Source organism: Streptomyces roseus (assembly GCF_001044425.1).
Taxonomy (GTDB): domain Bacteria; phylum Actinomycetota; class Actinomycetes; order Streptomycetales; family Streptomycetaceae; genus Streptomyces; species Streptomyces roseus.
This window is the reverse complement of record NZ_LFML01000109.1, coordinates 13,750-30,650: the sequence shown is the minus strand read 5'-3', so window position 1 is coordinate 30,650 and position 16,901 is coordinate 13,750. Positions and strand designations below refer to the sequence as shown.

Sequence of the window (16,901 nt, the reverse complement as noted above, 5' to 3'; positions counted from 1 at the left end):
CGCGCGGTCCAGGCCGGCCCGTTCCACGCCGGCCCGCAGCGCCGCGGCCACGCGGTCCGCGACCGTCGTGCGTTCCGATTCGGAGCGCAGGGAGACCAGGAGCGGGACCCGGCCCTCCACCGGGCGCACGCCCAACAGGACCGGGACGCCCACCGAGGAGAGCTCCTCCAGGACCGCCCTGGCCAGGACCGCCCAGTTGCCCGCCGGGCCCAGCGACGAGGACAGCCGCATCACCACCGGCAGGAGCGGGCCCGCGCCCGGCTTGAAGCCCAGGACGCGCGCCTGCGCCGGCGCGTCCTGCGCCGAGATGCGGCCCTCCGCAAGGTCCGTCAGGAAGTCCCCGCGGCCGCGCGCCGCCAGTTCGTCCTCCTGACGGGCCTGCATCAGTACCACGGCCAGCACCCCGGCCGTCCGCTCCGCCGCCATCCGGTGGACGGGCAGCAGCGGCGCCGACACGCCCAGCAGGACCAGCCGGGCGCGGACCGAGCCCGTACCGTGTCCGCCTCCGGGGACGTCGACCAGCACCGCGTTCGCCGACGGCTCCGCCTCGCGCTGGCCCCGCAGCCCCTCCCACACCTGCAAGGGGTCGGCCGCCGCCTCCCCGGAGACCGGGCCCGCCGCGTACAGGAGCTGCCCGTCCGGGGTCTCCAGGAACACCGGGTTGCCGGTGAAGTCCGCCAGGATGTGCAGGACCTGGGGGATGCCCCCGCCGCTGAGCAGGGCCTGCGTACATCGCCGGTGCACCTCCTCGGCCCGCTGGAGCAAGGCGTAGTGGTGGTTGACGATCTCGGTGTGGACCTCCTCCGTGACCGCCACGAACGGCACCTCGCGGTGCAGTTGGACCAGCGGCAGCCCGGCCGCCCGGGCCGTCTCGACGAGCGTCGCCGGAAGCCGCGTGAAACGCGGGCCCAGCTCCACCACCAGCGCGGCGATCCCCCGGTCCGCGAGGCGCCGTACGAAGGCCCGCTGCTCGGCGGGCCGGGTGCCGAGGCCCAGCCCCGTGGTCAGCAGCAGCTCCCCGCCCTTGAGGAGGGACGCGATGTTCGGCACCTCGCCCGCGTGCACCCAGCGCACGGTCCGGCCCAGGCGGTCGGCGCAGGCCACCACCTCCGGCAGACCGCTGCGCAGTCCCGGCAGCTCCAGCGCCCGCTGAACGGTGATCCCGCCCTGGTTGTCCATGTCGCGGGACGCTACCAGGGGGTCAGGCCGGCTTGATGTTGTGGTTGTAGCGGAAGACGTTGTCCGGGTCGTACATCCGCTTCACCGCCGCCAGCCGGGCCAGATTCTCCTCCCCGAGACCCGCCGCCACGCGCTCGGGGCCTTCGTCGCCGGTGAAGTTGAGGTAGACCGCGCCGGAGCTCCACGGCCGCACGTGGGCCCGCACGTCCCTGACCCACGAGACGACCCGCTCGTCCTCGGCCGGGTCCTCCCAGATGCCGAACGGGTGCACCGCCCAGGGGGAGTCGCGGTACGGGACGGGGAACTCCCGCGGGCCGTCCGCGATGGCCCCGCCCAGCGGGAACATCACGTGCTGGGTGCCGCCCCCCGGCATCACGTTGCCGAGGGCGCAGAAGACGTCGACGGCCTCGTCCGGCAGGCCCGTCAGGTACTCCGCGGACCAGTAGTTGCGCAGGCCCGGGGGGTCGTCCAGCATACACTGGAAGTCCGCGTAGGGCAGGGCGGTGAGCACCTCCACCTCGTGCGGCAGGGCGAGCAGCGGCCGCGCCAGCTTGCGCAGGGCCTCCTCGCCGCCCGCGTACGTGAGCAGCGCGCCCGCCATCAGGGTCCCGACCAGGTGTTCCGGTACGAAGGGCTCCGGCGGGGCGGTCAGGTAGATCACGCCGCCGCCCGCCTCGGCCGGCCCGCTCTCGACGAGATCGCGGTAGGTGCGCAGCACCTCGGGCCCGGACTCCAGGGGATAGAGCAGCAGGCAGATCGCGAATTCCGGGAGCTCGTGCAGGCGCAGGGTGATCGAGGTGGCGACGCCGAAGTTCCCGCCGCCGCCGTGCAGGGCCCAGAACAGCTCGGGGTTGTCCTCGGCGGTCGCCGTCAGGGTGCTGCCCTCGGCGGTGACCAGGTCCACGCCGAGCAGGTTGTCGACGGCCAGCCCGAACCGCCGGTCCAGCCAGCCGGAGCCGCCGCCGAGGGTGAAGCCGGTGACCCCGGTCGTGGAGACCCGGCCGCCGGTGGTGGCGAGTCCGTACGGCTGGCAGGCGCGGTCCAGCCGGCTCATCACCGCGCCGCCCCCGACGCGTACCGCCTTCGCGGCGGGGTGGACGGTGACCTCCTGCATGCCGCGCAGGTCGACGACCACGCCCCCGTCGTTGAGGCACATCCCGGCGACGCTGTGGCCGCCGCCGCGGACGGCCACGGGCAGGTCCAGTCCGCGTGCGAAGCGGACGGTGGTGGCGACGTCCGCCTCGCTCTCGCAGCGGGCGATGACCGCGGGGCGGCGGTCGACCATCGCGTTGAAGACCGCCCGGGCCTCGTCGTACCCGGGGTCCTCGGGGGTGATGACCTGGCCGGCCAGATCGTCACGCAACTCGGCCAGGGCCTGGCCGGCCTTTGACGGGGGAGCCATGGCTGCGGCCCTCCTTCCGCGGGAGGCGTAGGACCACTCCAGCGTAGGCGCGGCCGGTGCCGGGGGCGCGGCGCCGGGGGTCGGCCCCGGCCCGGACTGCCCGGACTGCCCGGGCTACCCCCCGTACGCCCCGCTCGCCGTCAGACGAAGGGCCGTGTCGATCAGGGGGACGTGGCTGAAGGCCTGGGGGAAGTTGCCGACCTGGCGCTGGAGGCGCGGATCCCACTCCTCCGCCAGCAGCCCCAGGTCGTTGCGGAGCGCCAGCAGCCGTTCGAAGAGCTGGCGGGCCTCGTCGACGCGGCCGATCATCGCCAGGTCGTCCGCCATCCAGAACGAGCAGGCGAGGAACGCCCCCTCGTCGCCTTCGAGGCCGTCCACACCCGCCTCGTCGCCCGTCGTCGGGTAGCGCAGGATGAACCCGTCCGCCGTCGACAGCTCGCGCTGGATCGCCTCGATCGTGCCGATGACCCGCTTGTCGTCCGGAGGCAGGAAGCCCATCTGCGGGATGAGGAGCAGCGAGGCGTCCAGTTCCTTGGAGCCGTACGACTGCGTGAACGTATTGCGCTCCTTGTCGTAGCCCTTCTCGCACACGTCCTGGTGGATCTCGTCGCGCAGCTCACGCCACCGCTCCAGCGGCCCGTCCGCGTCCCCGCTCTCGATCAGCTTGATCGTGCGGTCCACGGCCACCCACGCCATCACCTTCGAGTGCACGAAGTGCCGGCGCGGGCCGCGCACCTCCCAGATGCCCTCGTCCGGCTGGTCCCAGTGCTCCTCCAGGTAGCGGATCAGCTTCAACTGGAGCACCGAGGCGTAGTCGTTGCGCGCCAGGCCCGTCATGTGGCCCAGGTGCAGGGCCTCGGTGACCTCGCCGTACACGTCCAGCTGGAGCTGGTGCGCGGCGCCGTTGCCGACCCGGACCGGGCGGGAGCCCTCGTACCCGGGCAGCCAGTCCAGCTCGGTCTCGCCGAGCTCCCGCTCGCCGGCGATCCCGTACATGATCTGCAGGTTCTCCGGGTCGCCCGCGACCGCGCGCAGCAGCCACTCGCGCCAGGCCTGGGCCTCCTCGCGGTAGCCGGTGCGCAGCAGCGAGGAGAGGGTGATGGCGGCGTCGCGCAGCCAGGTGTAGCGGTAGTCCCAGTTCCGGACGCCGCCGATCTCCTCCGGGAGGGAGGTGGTGGGCGCTGCGACGATGCCGCCGGTGGGGCCGTACGTGAGCGCCTTGAGGGTGATCAGCGAGCGGATCACGGCCTCGCGGTAGGGGCCGTGGTACGTGCAGTGGTCGACCCACTCGCGCCAGAACGCGGTGGTGGTCGCCAGCGCCTCCTGCGCGTCGGGGGTGTCCGGGGCGCCCTTGTGGGACGGCTGCCAGCTGATGCAGAAGGCCTGGCGGTCGCCGGGGCCGACGGTGAAGTCGGAGTACGTCGTCAGGTCCTTGCCGTACGTCTGCGCGTCGGTGTCCAGCCAGACCGAGTCGGGTCCGGCGACGGCGACGGTCCGCCCGTCGACCTTGTGCACCCAGGGCACGACCCGGCCGTAGCTGAAGCGCATGCGCAGCGCGGAGCGCATCGGGACGCGCCCGCTGACGCCCTCGACGATGCGCACCAGCTGCGGTGCGTGGTCCTCGCGAGGCGGCATGAAGTCGGTCACGCGGACCGTGCCGCGCGGCGTGTCCCACTCCGATTCCAGGATCAGCGAGTCGCCCTGGTAGCGGCGGCGGGTCGCCGCGGGGGCCTCGGCGCCCCCGGGGAACGCCGGGCCGATGCGCCAGAAGCCGTGATCCTCCGTTCCCAGGATGCCCGCGAAGACGGCATGGGAGTCGAAACGGGGCAGACACAGCCAGTCCACCGATCCGTCCCGGCAGACCAGTGCGGCGGTCTGCATGTCCCCGATCAGTGCGTAATCCTCGATGCGCCCGGACACGTTAGATCTCCCAGTCGAACGGCCACGTCCGCCCCGAAGGGCGCTTGCATTGCGCGGTTGCGCGGTCCCGTGGGTATGGATCCCCGCACTGAGCTCATGATTCCGGATGCGGCCGGGTTACGCCGTCTGCCGGACTGCTCGGCGGCGATGTGATGCGATATCCGAGCAGGATATGACGGCACCCTAGTGATCTCCTGAAGTCTGAGGACAATGTGTCTAGTCCGAATGGGTGACCTGCGTCAATGCGGGCGTGACCGGCCCCGGAACGGCTGGTGGCGCTCCGTGGAGCGGTCGTGGCGGCGCGTGGCCGGAGGCGGACGGGCCCCGGCGCTGATAGGCTGGTACCCCGTGGACCGGTGGTCTGCCTGTGCGAATCAGGAGCCCCGAAACCGCAGCTTCGGCGCCCCCTGAGAGCCTCCGGTTCGAGGGTGGCCGGCGCCGGAAGCACCGCACCTCACTTCGCGACCACGGGAGCCCCCTCTTGGCGAGCACAGCCATGACGACCAAGCACATCTTCGTCACCGGGGGTGTCGCCTCCTCCCTCGGCAAGGGCCTGACGGCCTCCAGCCTGGGTGCGCTGCTCAAGGCGCGGGGCCTGCGCGTCACGATGCAGAAGCTCGACCCGTACCTGAACGTCGACCCGGGCACGATGAACCCGTTCCAGCACGGCGAGGTGTTCGTCACCAACGACGGTGCCGAGACGGACCTGGACATCGGCCACTACGAGCGCTTCCTCGACGTGGACCTCGACGGCTCGGCCAACGTCACCACCGGCCAGGTCTACTCGCAGGTCATCGCCAAGGAGCGGCGCGGCGAGTACCTCGGCGACACCGTGCAGGTCATCCCGCACATCACCAACGAGATCAAGCACCGCATCCGCCGCATGGCGACCGAGGACGTCGACGTCGTCATCACCGAGGTCGGCGGCACCGTCGGCGACATCGAGTCGCTGCCGTTCCTGGAGACCGTCCGCCAGGTCCGCCACGAGGTCGGCCGCGACAACGTCTTCGTCGTGCACATCTCGCTGCTGCCCTACATCGGCCCCTCCGGCGAACTGAAGACCAAGCCGACCCAGCACTCGGTCGCGGCCCTGCGCAACATCGGCATCCAGCCCGACGCGATCGTGCTGCGCGCCGACCGCGAGGTCCCCACCTCCATCAAGCGCAAGATCTCGCTGATGTGCGACGTGGACGAGGCGGCCGTCGTCGCGGCCATCGACGCCAAGTCGATCTACGACATCCCGAAGGTGCTGCACACCGAGGGCCTCGACGCGTACGTCGTGCGCAAGCTGGACCTGCCCTTCCGCGACGTGGACTGGACCGTCTGGGAGGACCTGCTCGACCGCGTCCACAACCCCGACCACGAGGTCAAGGTCGCGCTCGTCGGCAAGTACATCGACCTGCCCGACGCCTACCTGTCGGTGACCGAGGCGCTGCGCGCCGGCGGTTTCGCCAACAAGGCCCGCGTCCAGATCAAGTGGGTCACCTCCGACGACTGCAAGACCCCGGCGGGCGCCGCCGCGGTGCTCGGCGACGTCGACGCGATCTGCGTGCCCGGCGGCTTCGGCGACCGCGGTGTCAACGGCAAGGTCGGCGCGATCACCTACGCCCGCGAGAACAGGATCCCGCTGCTCGGCCTGTGCCTGGGCCTGCAGTGCGTGGTCATCGAGGCCGCGCGCAACCTGGCGGACATCGCGGAGGCCAACTCCACCGAGTTCGACGCCTCCACCCCGCACCCGGTGATCTCCACGATGGAGGAGCAGCTGGCCTTCGTCGAGGGCGCGGGCGACTTGGGCGGAACGATGCGCCTGGGCATGTACCCGGCCAAGCTGGCCGAGGGCTCCATCGTGCGCGAGGTCTACGGCGACCAGGCGTACGTGGACGAGCGCCACCGCCACCGCTACGAGGTCAACAACGCCTACCGCGGCGAGCTGGAGAAGAAGGCGGGCCTCGTCTTCTCCGGCACCTCCCCGGACAACAAGCTCGTCGAGTACGTCGAGTACCCGCGCGAGGTGCACCCCTACCTGGTGGCCACCCAGGCCCACCCGGAGCTGCGCTCGCGCCCGACCCGGCCGCACCCGCTGTTCGCGGGCCTGGTCAAGGCCGCGGTGGAGCGCCAGCAGGCCGCGCGGGCCAAGTGACGGTCTGACCGCATAACGTAGGCGGCCGGGGCACGCAACGTGCCCCGGCCGTCGCGTTTTCGGCGCGTCTTCTGTCGCTTTTTCTGTCTCGCTTTCGGAAGGTACGGGGTACGGGTCATGGCCATGGGCATCGCAGACAGCGGGGAGACGTGGGAGGTCATCGCCTCACGGACCCCCTTCGAGGGCGCGAAGACGGCGGTCCGCTCGGAACAGGTGAGCATGCCGGACGGATCCGTGGTGCGCCGGGACTACCAGGTGCACCCGGGGTCGGTGTGCGTGCTTGCGCTCGACGAGGAAGGCGGCGTGCTCGTGCTGCGCCAGTACCGCCACCCCGTACGGCACAAGCTCTGGGAGCTCCCGGCCGGTCTGCTCGACGTACCCGGTGAGAACCCCCTGCACGCGGCCCAGCGGGAGCTGTACGAGGAGGCGCACGTCAAGGCGGAGGACTGGCGGGTGCTCGTGGACTTCTTCGCGTCCCCCGGCGGCTCCGACGAGGCGATCCGGATCTTCCTCGCGCGCGGGCTCTCCGAGGCGGAGGGGGAGCGGTACGCGGTGTCGGAGGAGGAGGCGGACATGGAGGTCGCCCGCGTCCCCCTCGCGGACCTGGTCAGCGGGATCCTGGAGGGCCGCCTCGGCAACCCGGGCCTGGTGACCGGCGCCCTCGCGCTGTCCGCGGCCCTCGCCTCCCCCGGCGGCCTGGACGCGCTGCGCCCGGCCCAGGCCCCGTGGCCGGCCCGCCCGTACGAGGTCTGACCGCGCGGGCCGGTCCCCGGGAGCGTGGTGTGACGATCCGCTGATCCGATTGGGCGATGTGTCCGCCGCGCTCCACACGGGTCGTCGCTCTGCGTGAACTACGCTCGCAACCCGAAGGCAGGGAGAGGAGCGGATCCGTGACGGATTTCGTCGGGCGGCGGCGTGAGCTCAAGGAGCTGCGCGAGGACATCGCACGGACCGGGCTCGACACCCTCTCGGGACGCAAGGCCAAGTCCCCCAGGGCGCGCGTGCTCCTCATCGCCGGGCGGCCCGGGTCGGGGCGCACCGCCCTGGCCGAGGCCTTCGTCCGCGAGGTCGGCGAGGACTACCCCGACGGGGTCCTGCGCACCCGCCTCACCTCGCCCGGCGGCCAGGCCGTCACGACCGAGCGGGCGATCCGGACCCTGCTGGAGGGGCTCGGGGAGCCCACGCCCCCCGGCGCCGCCGAGGACGAGCTCAGCTCCGCCCTGCGCGCGGCCCTCGCCCACCGCAGGGCGATCCTGCTCGTCGACGACGCCGCCGACCCGTACCAGGTCGACGCCCTGCTGCCGGACACCCCCGAATGCCTCGTCGTCATCACCGCCGAGGGGCCGCTCACCGGGATTCCGGATGTCCGCCCCTGCACCCTCGGCGGGCTCGACACCCCCTCCGGGGTCCAGATGCTGGTCCAGCGGATCGGGGACACCCGGATCACCGTCGACCCCCGCGCCGCCGAGGACCTCGCCGAGGCCTGCGGGGGCCAGCCCGCCGCTCTGGCCCTGGTCGGCGGCTGGCTCGCCGCGCACCCCAAGGCCGCCGTCTCCGACGTGGCCAAGCAGCTGCACGACATGCCGGCCGGCGCCGGCGGACCGCTCGGCCGCGGCTTCCGCCTCGTCTACGAGTCCCTCCCGCAGCCCGCCCAGCGCACCCTCCGCTTGCTGCCCCTGGCCCCCGCCGGGATCGTCGACTCGCACACCGCCTCCGCCCTCGCCGGCTGCTCCGTGGCCGCCGCCCAGGCCACCTTGGACGACTTCGCCGGGCTGGGCCTCCTGCGCCATGCCAGCGACGGGCTCTTCCAGCTCCCCGGCTGCCTCGTACCGCTGCTCCGGGCCCTGCTGGAATCCAAGGAGCGGGCCGGTGAGGTGGAGCTGGCCCGGGCCCGGATGCTGGAGCGCACCGTACGCCTGCTGCACTCCTGCCGGGTCATGGCCGAGCCCGACGACCCCGGGGCGGACGGGACCGCAGGGGCGGCCGGGATGGCCGGGGCTGCGGGGACGGAGGCACGGGAGCGGCTGGAGGGGCTGCCGCGCGCCCTGCGCTTCCCCGACCGGCGCGCCGCCGCCACCTGGCTCGACACCCGGCTCCCCGCGCTCTCCGCGGCCGCCACCCTCGCCGTGGCCGACGGCGGGCTGGACACCCTGGCCCGCCGACTGGTCGCGGCCCTCGTACGGGCCCTCGCCGCGCACCGCGGCACCGCGGCCGCCGCCCCCGAGCTGTACGGGCTGCACCGCCTGGTCCTGGACGTGGCGGTCCGGCGCGATCTGCACCGGGAGCAGGCCGCGGCCCTGCTGAACCTGGCGGACCTGGACGCCGAGACCGGCCGCACCCAGGAGGCGCTGGAGCGCTACCGGGCCGCGCTGGACGCGGGACGGGCGGCGAACGACCCGTACGCGACGGGCCGCGCGATGGAATCCGTAGGCGGTGCCTACCAGGAGCTGGCGGACTGGCACCGGGCCGCCGACTGGTTCGGCCGGGCCCTGTCCCAGGCCCTCGCGCGCGGGGAGCGGGCGGACGAGGCCCGGCTGTACGGACGGCTCGGCAACGTGCACACGTACGCGGGCCGCTACGGGGACGCCCTGCGCAGCTGGCGGGCGGCCGCCGCCGGGTACCGGAAACTGGCCGATGTGCCGGGCCAGGCAAAGGCGTTGAGCGAGATGGCGCGCATCCAGGAGTACGCCGGAAGGCCGGAGGAATCGCTGCACACCTGCCGCGAGGCGGTGGAGCTCGCGCGCCGGGCCGCAGACCTGCGGCTTCAGGCCGCGCTCCAGGTGCGCCTCGCCGACACCCTGGACCGGCTGGGAGACCCCGCGGCTGCCAGGCTGCACCGGTCCGCAGCCGACAGATTGCTGGGAGATGACCCCGCAGCCTGCGAAATCCGTAGTGGTTCCGACTGAGATTATTGGTTTGCAAGGCTAGACAGCGCGTCGTCCTTCATTAGACTGGCTTCACCACGACATCCCGTGGTGCATCCCGTTGCGCGTTCTTGTGGGCGGGTATGTATGGAAGTGCCCCGAAAAATCCCCTGAGCCAAGGACCGTGATCGACGATGAAGGTCGGCATCCCCCGCGAGGTCAAGAACAACGAGTTCCGGGTCGCCATCACGCCCGCCGGCGTGCATGAGCTGGTCCGAGGTGGCCACCAGGTCTTCGTCGAGCAGAACGCCGGTATCGGCTCCTCGATCACGGACGCCGAGTACGTCTCGGCCGGCGCCGAGATCCTCGGTACGGCGGACGAGGTCTGGGCCACCGCCGACCTGCTGCTGAAGGTCAAGGAACCCATCGCCGAGGAGTACCACCGCCTCCGCAAGGACCAGACCCTCTTCACGTACCTGCACCTCGCGGCCTCCCGCGAGTGCACGGACGCCCTCCTGCAGTCCGGCACCACCGCCATCGCGTACGAGACGGTCGAGCTCGCGAACCGCGCGCTCCCGCTGCTCGCCCCGATGTCCGAGGTCGCGGGCCGCCTGGCCCCGCAGGTCGGCGCCTACCACCTGATGCGCTCGGCCGGCGGCCGCGGCGTGCTGCCCGGCGGTGTCCCCGGCACCCACGCCGGCGAGTGCGTGGTCATCGGCGGTGGCGTCTCCGGCTGGAACGCGGCCCAGATCGCCATCGGCATGGGCTTCCACGTGACCCTGCTCGACCGCGACATCAACAAGCTCCGCGAGGCCGACAAGATCTTCGGCACGAAGATCAAGACGATCGTCTCCAACGCCTACGAGCTGGAGAAGGCCGTCGTCGAGGCCGACCTCGTCATCGGCGCCGTGCTGATCCCGGGTGCGAAGGCCCCGAAGCTGGTCACCAACGAGCTCGTCGCCAAGATGAAGCCCGGAAGTGTCCTTGTCGACATTGCGATCGACCAGGGCGGCTGCTTCGAGGACTCCCGTCCGACCACCCACGCCGAGCCGACCTTCCAGGTCCACAACTCGGTCTTCTACTGCGTCGCCAACATGCCGGGCGCGGTGCCGAACACCTCCACCTACGCGCTGACCAACGCCACGCTGCCCTACATCGTGCAGCTCGCGAACCTCGGCTGGGCCGAGGCGCTGCGCCGTGACCCCGCGCTCGCGCTGGGCCTCAACACCCATGACGGCCAGGTCGTTTACGGTCCGGTCGCCGAGGCGCACGGCCTGCCCACCCTTGAGCTGAGCACGCTGCTCGGCTGATCGGTCAGACCCCGTCAACGACTGACGTCAATCTCACGTATCCGGCCGGACCTTGCCCCCAAGGTCCGGCCGGAGGCGTATGCGGGGTGCGCGCGGGCGCGGCTCAACTCGCCTCGAACGTAACCCTTTAACCCTTTCGCACACCTGCGAAACTTCCCGGCGACAGCCCGGACGCCCTTGACAGAGTGGTGTTCGCTTGCCGACACATCGTTGCCGGTCCGGCGGATTGTGTTGCCGCTGAGTGGTGACACGCCATAGAGTCGCCAACCGTCGGCATGGTGCCACGCTGACCTATCGATAAGTGTCCTGGTCACGTCCGAGGAGGTAAGACGACTTGTGAATGAGTCGACATTTGCTCCCGGAGGTGGTCGAGCGGGGACGCCAGACCGGGGCCAAGGATCCGGCGGGCTCGAAGCGGTCGGCTCCGTCGCGGTCCGCACCTTCGCAAACCACCAGCACATGACGACGCCCCAAAAGAGCATGGACGGCCTAGACGTGAACTCCAGGGCCGGCGACCTGAGCGGCGAAAAGCCCGTGGGTTTCGCCGACTACGAAAACGTGCCCGAAGGGCATTTCTACGACCCGGACGCGGAGTACGAGCCCGACCCCGAGTACGCGGCCACCCTCGCCCCCGACGCTGCCCGTCAGCGCCGGGAGCGGATCGGCCCGACCGGACGGCCGCTGCCGTACTTCCCGATCCCGGGCCCGCTGACCGACCACGGTCCGGCGAAGATCATCGCGATGTGCAACCAGAAGGGCGGCGTGGGCAAGACCACGTCCACCATCAACCTGGGCGCCGCGCTGGCCGAGTACGGGCGCCGCGTGCTGCTCGTCGACTTCGACCCGCAGGGCGCGCTGTCCGTGGGCCTCGGCGTGAACCCGATGGAACTCGACCTGACGGTCTACAACCTGCTCATGGAGCGGGGCATGTCGGCCGACGAGGTGCTGCTCAAGACCGCGGTCCCGAACATGGACCTGCTGCCGAGCAACATCGACCTGTCGGCCGCCGAAGTGCAGTTGGTCAGCGAGGTCGCGAGAGAGTCGACGCTGCAGCGGGCGCTGAAGCCGCTGATGGCCGACTACGACTACATCGTGATCGACTGTCAGCCCTCGCTCGGCCTGCTGACCGTGAACGCCCTGACGGCGGCTCACAAGGTCATCGTGCCGCTGGAGTGCGAGTTCTTCGCGCTGCGCGGCGTGGCACTGCTGACCGAGACCATCGAGAAGGTGCAGGAGCGGCTCAACCCGGAGCTGGAGCTCGACGGCATCCTCGCCACGATGTACGACTCCCGCACGGTGCACAGCCGCGAGGTGCTGGCGCGCGTCGTCGAGGCCTTCGACGACCACGTCTACCACACGGTCATCGGCCGTACGGTGCGCTTCCCGGAGACCACGGTCGCCGGCGAGCCCATCACCACGTACGCCTCCAACTCCGTCGGTGCCGCCGCCTACCGCCAGCTGGCCAGGGAGGTGCTCGCCCGGTGTCACGCCGAGTGAGTCTGCCCGGAGCCGACGAACTGTTCCGTACGACCGGTGGGATGGCGCTCCAGGCGTCCTCGCCGAGGCGCGGCCCGGAGGAGTCGACCGCCGGGGAGCATGCGGCGGCGTCCCCCGAGGGCGCGGCGGGCGAGGGCCGCAGCCGGGAGGCCGCGGCGGCCGGCCCGGAGTCGGTGGTCGCACCCCGGCGCCCGCAGGAAGGTTCTGTCAGCCCGGAGCCCCGGCGGGGCAAGGGCCAGGGCCAGGGCCGCGGGGCGAACCGCCGGCCCAGCGGGCGCGAACGGCACGACGAGAAGATCACGGTCTACGTCTCCGCCGAGGAGCTCATGGACCTGGAGCACGCGCGGCTGGTGCTGCGCGGCGAGCACGGCCTGGCCGTGGACCGCGGCCGCATCGTCCGCGAGGCGGTGGCGGTCGTGCTCGCGGACCTGGAATCCCGCGGCGACGCGAGCATTCTGGTCCGCAGACTCCGCGGGCGCTGAGGGGCCGACCGGCGGCTGCTGGGGGGCCTGTGGCCTGTCGGCGGGGTGCCTGACCGCCTGTCGCCGGATTGCCTGCTGCCCGGTCGCGTGCCGCCCGGGCGCTTGGTCCCCGGATTGCCGGTCGCCCGGTCGCCTGGTCCCTTGACTGCCGGTCACCCGGTCGCCCGGTCGTCTGACCGTCTGGTCGACTGGCGCGGTGACCGTTCGGGCGGTGGGTGCTGCGGGGTGGTGTCGATGGCGGTGGTTGCGGTGGGGCGGCGTCGGTTGGAGTGCGGGGCAGGGCCCCGCGGGCAGGCCCGAAGCCGCCCCTGCCTGCCGGGCCTGGCGCCGGATGCGGACTGCGGGTTGTTTTCCCGCGCCTTACGACGCCTGGTGCGTCATTTCGTCCCGTGTGCCCGCCCTGCATGTCGTTTCCGGGGCGGGCCGCCGTTGTGACGGTGGCTGATGCCGACCTGACGGGGACCCTCCTGCCCGTGGTGACCGGTGGCACAGGCGGCAGGAGGGCCCGTGACGAGCGGTCGGAAGAGGCGGAGGGCGGGCCATCGGGCCTGCCTTGACCGCACCCCCGGCGAGGATTATCCGCTCCCGCTCCCGCGTCTCCTGCCCCCGCCTCTCCGGTTGCCTTAGAACCCTCCCCCGGCGGCTGCCGGTCCGTCCCTGCCGGTCGACATCCCGGCCGCCCCGGCCGGCTGCCGATCCGTCTCCGCCAGTCGCGTCCCGGTTCCGCCCCGGCGGCTCCCCCTCCCGTCCCCGCCGGTCGGCGTCCCGGCTCCGCCCCGGCGACCGCCGCCCCCCGGCACCGCCCGACCCGCCCCCCCGCCCCGCGCTTCCTTCCCCGGGCGGGTCCGGGGGAGGGAAGCGCGGGGGGCGTGGCAGCCTTGGGGCTGGCTCCGGCCTACCGACACCGCCTCCGTACCGCCTTGGACCCCGATGCCCCCTCCCGCCGATCCCGGCCGCCCCGCCCGTCGCAGTCTCGGTCGCGGGCCCGGTACCCGGGCCGAGACCGAGCCCCGAGACGCTCACGTGCGCCCTCAAGGGCCCGCGGCGGGCGGACCGGGCGAGGACCCCGATCGGCCCCCCGTGGCCGCTGACGCGCCCGCTGAGGCCCCAGCGCCCGCCCCGGAGGACCCGGTGGGGGCCGAGGCCGGCCGGGAAACCGTGGAGGCGCCGCCCGAGGCTCTTGCGGCCGACGACGCGGTGGAGGGGGGTTCCGGCGAGGCCGGCGGGCGGTTCACGCTGCGGCTGGCCAACTTCGAGGGGCCCTTCGACCTGCTGCTCCAGCTGATCTCCCGGCACAAACTCGACGTCACCGAGGTCGCCCTCTCCAAGGTCACCGACGAGTTCATGGCGCACATCCGCGCCATGGGGCCCGACTGGGACCTCGACCAGACCACCGAGTTCCTCGTGGTCGCCGCGACCCTGCTCGACCTCAAGGCGGCCCGGCTGCTGCCCGCCGCCGAGGTCGAGGACGAGGCCGACCTCGCCCTCCTGGAGGCCCGCGACCTGCTCTTCGCCCGGCTGCTCCAGTACCGCGCGTACAAACAGATCGCCGAGATCTTCGAGCGGCGGGCCGAGAGCGAGGGCCGCCGCTACCCGCGCACCGTCGGCTTGGAGGACCACCACGCCGAGCTCCTGCCCGAGGTGGTCATCAGCATCGGCGCCGAGGGCTTCGCCCGCCTCGCGGTCAAGGCCATGCAGCCCAGGGCCAAGCCCGAGGTGTACGTCGACCACATCCACGCCCCGCTCGTCAGCGTGCGCGAGCAGGCCGCGCTCGTGGTCGCGCTCCTCAAGACCCGCGGCGAGGCCACCTTCCAGGAGCTCACCGAGGACGCCGGCGACACCCTCACCGTCGTCGCGCGCTTCCTGGCCCTGCTGGAGCTCTACCGCGAGAAGGCGGTGGTCCTCGACCAGGAGGAGGCCTTGCGGACGCTGACCGTCCGCTGGAGCGGAGGGGACGGTGACGGCATGCCGACCGTCACCGACGAGTTCGACCGGATCGTGGAGGTCAAGGAATGAGCGATGTGGCCGGGCTCGCGCTGAAGCCCGCCCTGGAGGCCGTCCTCATGGTCGTGGACGAGCCGGCGACCGAGGCGCACCTCGCCAAGGTGCTGGACCGCGCCCCGCGGGAGGTCGCGGACGCCCTGCGCGAGCTGGCGGACGAGTACACCGTCCAGGAGCGCGGCTTCGAGCTGCGGCTCGTCGCCGGCGGCTGGCGGTTCTACACCCGGCCCGAGTACGCGGCCGCCGTCGAGCGCTTCGTACTGGACGGCCAGCAGGCCCGGCTGACCCAGGCGGCGCTGGAGACCCTGGCGGTGGTCGCGTACCGCCAGCCGGTGAGCCGTTCGCGGGTCTCGGCGGTCCGCGGAGTCAACTGTGACGGGGTCATGAGGACCCTGCTCCAGCGCGGTCTGGTGGCCGAGGCGGGCACGGAACCCGAAACAGGTGCGATCCTGTACAGGACGACGAACTACTTTCTGGAGCGGATGGGCCTGCGCGGCCTGGACGAGCTCCCGGAGCTCGCGCCCTTCCTCCCCGAGGCGGACGCGATCGAAGCCGATACGCAAGAGGGTGTTCCGTCGTTCGATCCGGATGCTCCGGATACCGATGAAGACGACAAGACGACGGAACTTTGATGCGAAGCAGCGGCAACGGCAACGGTGGCAACAGGAACAGCGGCGGCGGTGGCGGCGGCGGGCGTGGTAACTCCCGCGGCGGCAGCTCCAGCGGCGGCGGAGGCGGCTCCCGCGGTGGCAGCTCCGGCGGTGGCTACCAGGGTGGCTCCCGCGGTGGCAGCTCCGGCGGTGGCTACCAGGGTGGCTCCCGCGGTGGCAGCTCCGGCGGTGGCTACCAGGGTGGCTCCCGTGGCGGCAGCTCGGGCGGTGGCTACCAGGGTGGCTCCCGTGGCGGCAGCTCGGGCGGTGGCTACCAGGGCGGCGGCTCCGACCGTGACCGCGAGCCCGCGCCCCGCATCCGCAACCCCCGCCCCGAGGAGCGTCGCTACGACGTGGGCCCCGAGGGTGAGCGCAACGGCCGCGGCGGCGCCAAGGCCGGCGGCGGCGGTGCCCGCGGCGCGGCCGACGGCACCCGCGGCGGCGGCGCCCGCGGCGACTCCGCGCGCGGCGGTGCCAAGGGCGGCCCCCGCACCTCCAGGACCCCCGGCATCGGCGGGGCCGGCGGCCCGCGCCGCGGCCCCGGCAGCCGCAGCGGCCAGTCCCGCCCCCGCGAGCTGGACGCGCGGATCGAGGAGCGCGTGCGCGACCGGTACGCCGACAAGCCGGTGATCAAGACCCCGAAGACCTTCCCGGGTGCCGAGGAGGAAGGCGAGCGCCTGCAGAAGGTGCTCGCCCGGGCCGGCATGGGCTCGCGCCGCGCGTGCGAGGAGCTCATCGAGCAGGCCCGCGTCGAGGTCAACGGCGAGATCGTGCTGGAGCAGGGCAAGCGCGTCCAGCCGAAGGACGAGATCAAGGTCGACGGCCTGACGGTCGCCACCCAGTCGTACCTGTTCTTCGCGCTGAACAAGCCCGCCGGCGTCGTCTCCACCATGGAGGACCCGGACGGCCGCCAGTGCCTCGGCGACTACGTCACCAACCGTGAGACGCGTCTCTTCCACGTCGGCCGGCTCGACACCGAGACCGAGGGCATCATCCTGCTCACCAACCACGGTGAGCTGGCCCACCGCCTCACGCACCCGAAGTACGGCGTGAAGAAGACGTACGTGGCCGCCATCACCGGCTCGCTGCCGCGCGACATCGGCAAGCGCCTCAAGGACGGCATCGAGCTGGAGGACGGCTGGGCGCGCGCCGACAACTTCCGCGTGCTGGACCAGGTCGGCAAGAACTACATGGTCGAGGTGACCCTCCACGAGGGCCGCAAGCACATCGTCCGCCGCATGCTGTCCGAGGCGGGCTTCCCCGTCGACAAGCTCGTCCGGACCTCCTTCGGTCCCATCGAGCTGGGCGACCAGAAGTCCGGCTGGCTGCGCCGCCTGACCAACACCGAGGTCGGCATGCTCATGCGCGAGGTCGGTCTGTAACCCCCTCGGTCCGCAACCGTCGCCCACCGGCTGGGAGAAGCCGGAGGCCAGAAGCCCGCAGTGCCCCCGTGGCG

General features: G+C 72.4%; 12 protein-coding genes. 9 read left to right on the top strand and 3 right to left on the bottom strand.

What is annotated here, in order from left to right; all coding sequences use genetic code 11:
- The 3 genes from ACS04_RS25140 to ACS04_RS25130 form a co-directional block, all read right to left on the bottom strand.
- Nucleotides 1-1,179, bottom strand: a 1,179-nt coding sequence (locus tag ACS04_RS25140) for a PucR family transcriptional regulator ligand-binding domain-containing protein (RefSeq protein ID WP_048479035.1), incomplete at its 3' end; no start/stop codon positions are given.
- 22 nt (nt 1,180-1,201) lie between these two features.
- Nucleotides 1,202-2,581, bottom strand: a complete 1,380-nt coding sequence (locus ACS04_RS25135) for an FAD-binding oxidoreductase (RefSeq protein ID WP_048479034.1) — start codon at nt 2,579-2,581, stop codon at nt 1,202-1,204.
- Between the two features lie 114 nt (nt 2,582-2,695).
- Nucleotides 2,696-4,501, bottom strand: coding sequence for a glycoside hydrolase family 15 protein (locus ACS04_RS25130; protein ID WP_048479033.1), 1,806 nt, complete (start codon nt 4,499-4,501; stop codon nt 2,696-2,698).
- Nucleotides 4,502-4,997: 496 nt separating this feature from the next.
- Here ACS04_RS25130 and ACS04_RS25125 point away from each other — a divergent pair, with 496 nt between their 5' ends.
- The 9 genes from ACS04_RS25125 (at nt 4,998) to ACS04_RS25085 (ending at nt 16,827) form a co-directional block, all read left to right on the top strand.
- Entirely contained in the window at nt 4,998-6,641 is a 1,644-nt protein-coding gene (locus ACS04_RS25125; protein WP_048479032.1) for a CTP synthase, read from the top strand.
- A gap of 123 nt (nt 6,642-6,764) precedes the next feature.
- Complete coding sequence (locus ACS04_RS25120) at nt 6,765-7,394, top strand: NUDIX domain-containing protein (protein WP_048479040.1); 630 nt, start codon at nt 6,765-6,767, stop codon at nt 7,392-7,394.
- 56 nt (nt 7,395-7,450) lie between these two features.
- A complete protein-coding gene (locus tag ACS04_RS25115) occupies nt 7,451-9,547 on the top strand; it encodes a tetratricopeptide repeat protein (RefSeq protein ID WP_107438689.1) in 2,097 nt (698 codons plus the stop codon).
- A 152-nt stretch (nt 9,548-9,699) separates the two neighbouring features.
- A complete protein-coding gene (ald, locus tag ACS04_RS25110; protein ID WP_048479031.1) occupies nt 9,700-10,815 on the top strand; it encodes an alanine dehydrogenase in 1,116 nt (371 codons plus the stop codon).
- 459 nt (nt 10,816-11,274) lie between these two features.
- Nucleotides 11,275-12,312 (top strand): ParA family protein, encoded by a 1,038-nt coding sequence (locus tag ACS04_RS25105; protein WP_229340921.1) that lies wholly within the window; start codon nt 11,275-11,277, stop codon nt 12,310-12,312.
- Nucleotides 12,297-12,794: a hypothetical protein gene (locus tag ACS04_RS25100; RefSeq protein WP_048479030.1), complete on the top strand. Its 498-nt coding sequence runs from the start codon at nt 12,297-12,299 to the stop codon at nt 12,792-12,794. The genes ACS04_RS25105 and ACS04_RS25100 overlap by 16 nt, the downstream gene beginning before the upstream one ends.
- A gap of 930 nt (nt 12,795-13,724) precedes the next feature.
- A complete protein-coding gene (locus tag ACS04_RS25095; protein WP_078865281.1) occupies nt 13,725-14,810 on the top strand; it encodes a segregation and condensation protein A in 1,086 nt (361 codons plus the stop codon).
- Nucleotides 14,807-15,427, top strand: coding sequence for an SMC-Scp complex subunit ScpB (gene scpB, locus ACS04_RS25090; RefSeq protein WP_048479029.1), 621 nt, complete (start codon nt 14,807-14,809; stop codon nt 15,425-15,427). Before ACS04_RS25095 ends, scpB begins: the two co-directional genes overlap by 4 nt.
- Entirely contained in the window at nt 15,427-16,827 is a 1,401-nt protein-coding gene (locus ACS04_RS25085) for a pseudouridine synthase (RefSeq protein WP_048479028.1), read from the top strand. Before scpB ends, ACS04_RS25085 begins: the two co-directional genes overlap by 1 nt.
- Nucleotides 16,828-16,901: the final 74 nt, after the last annotated feature.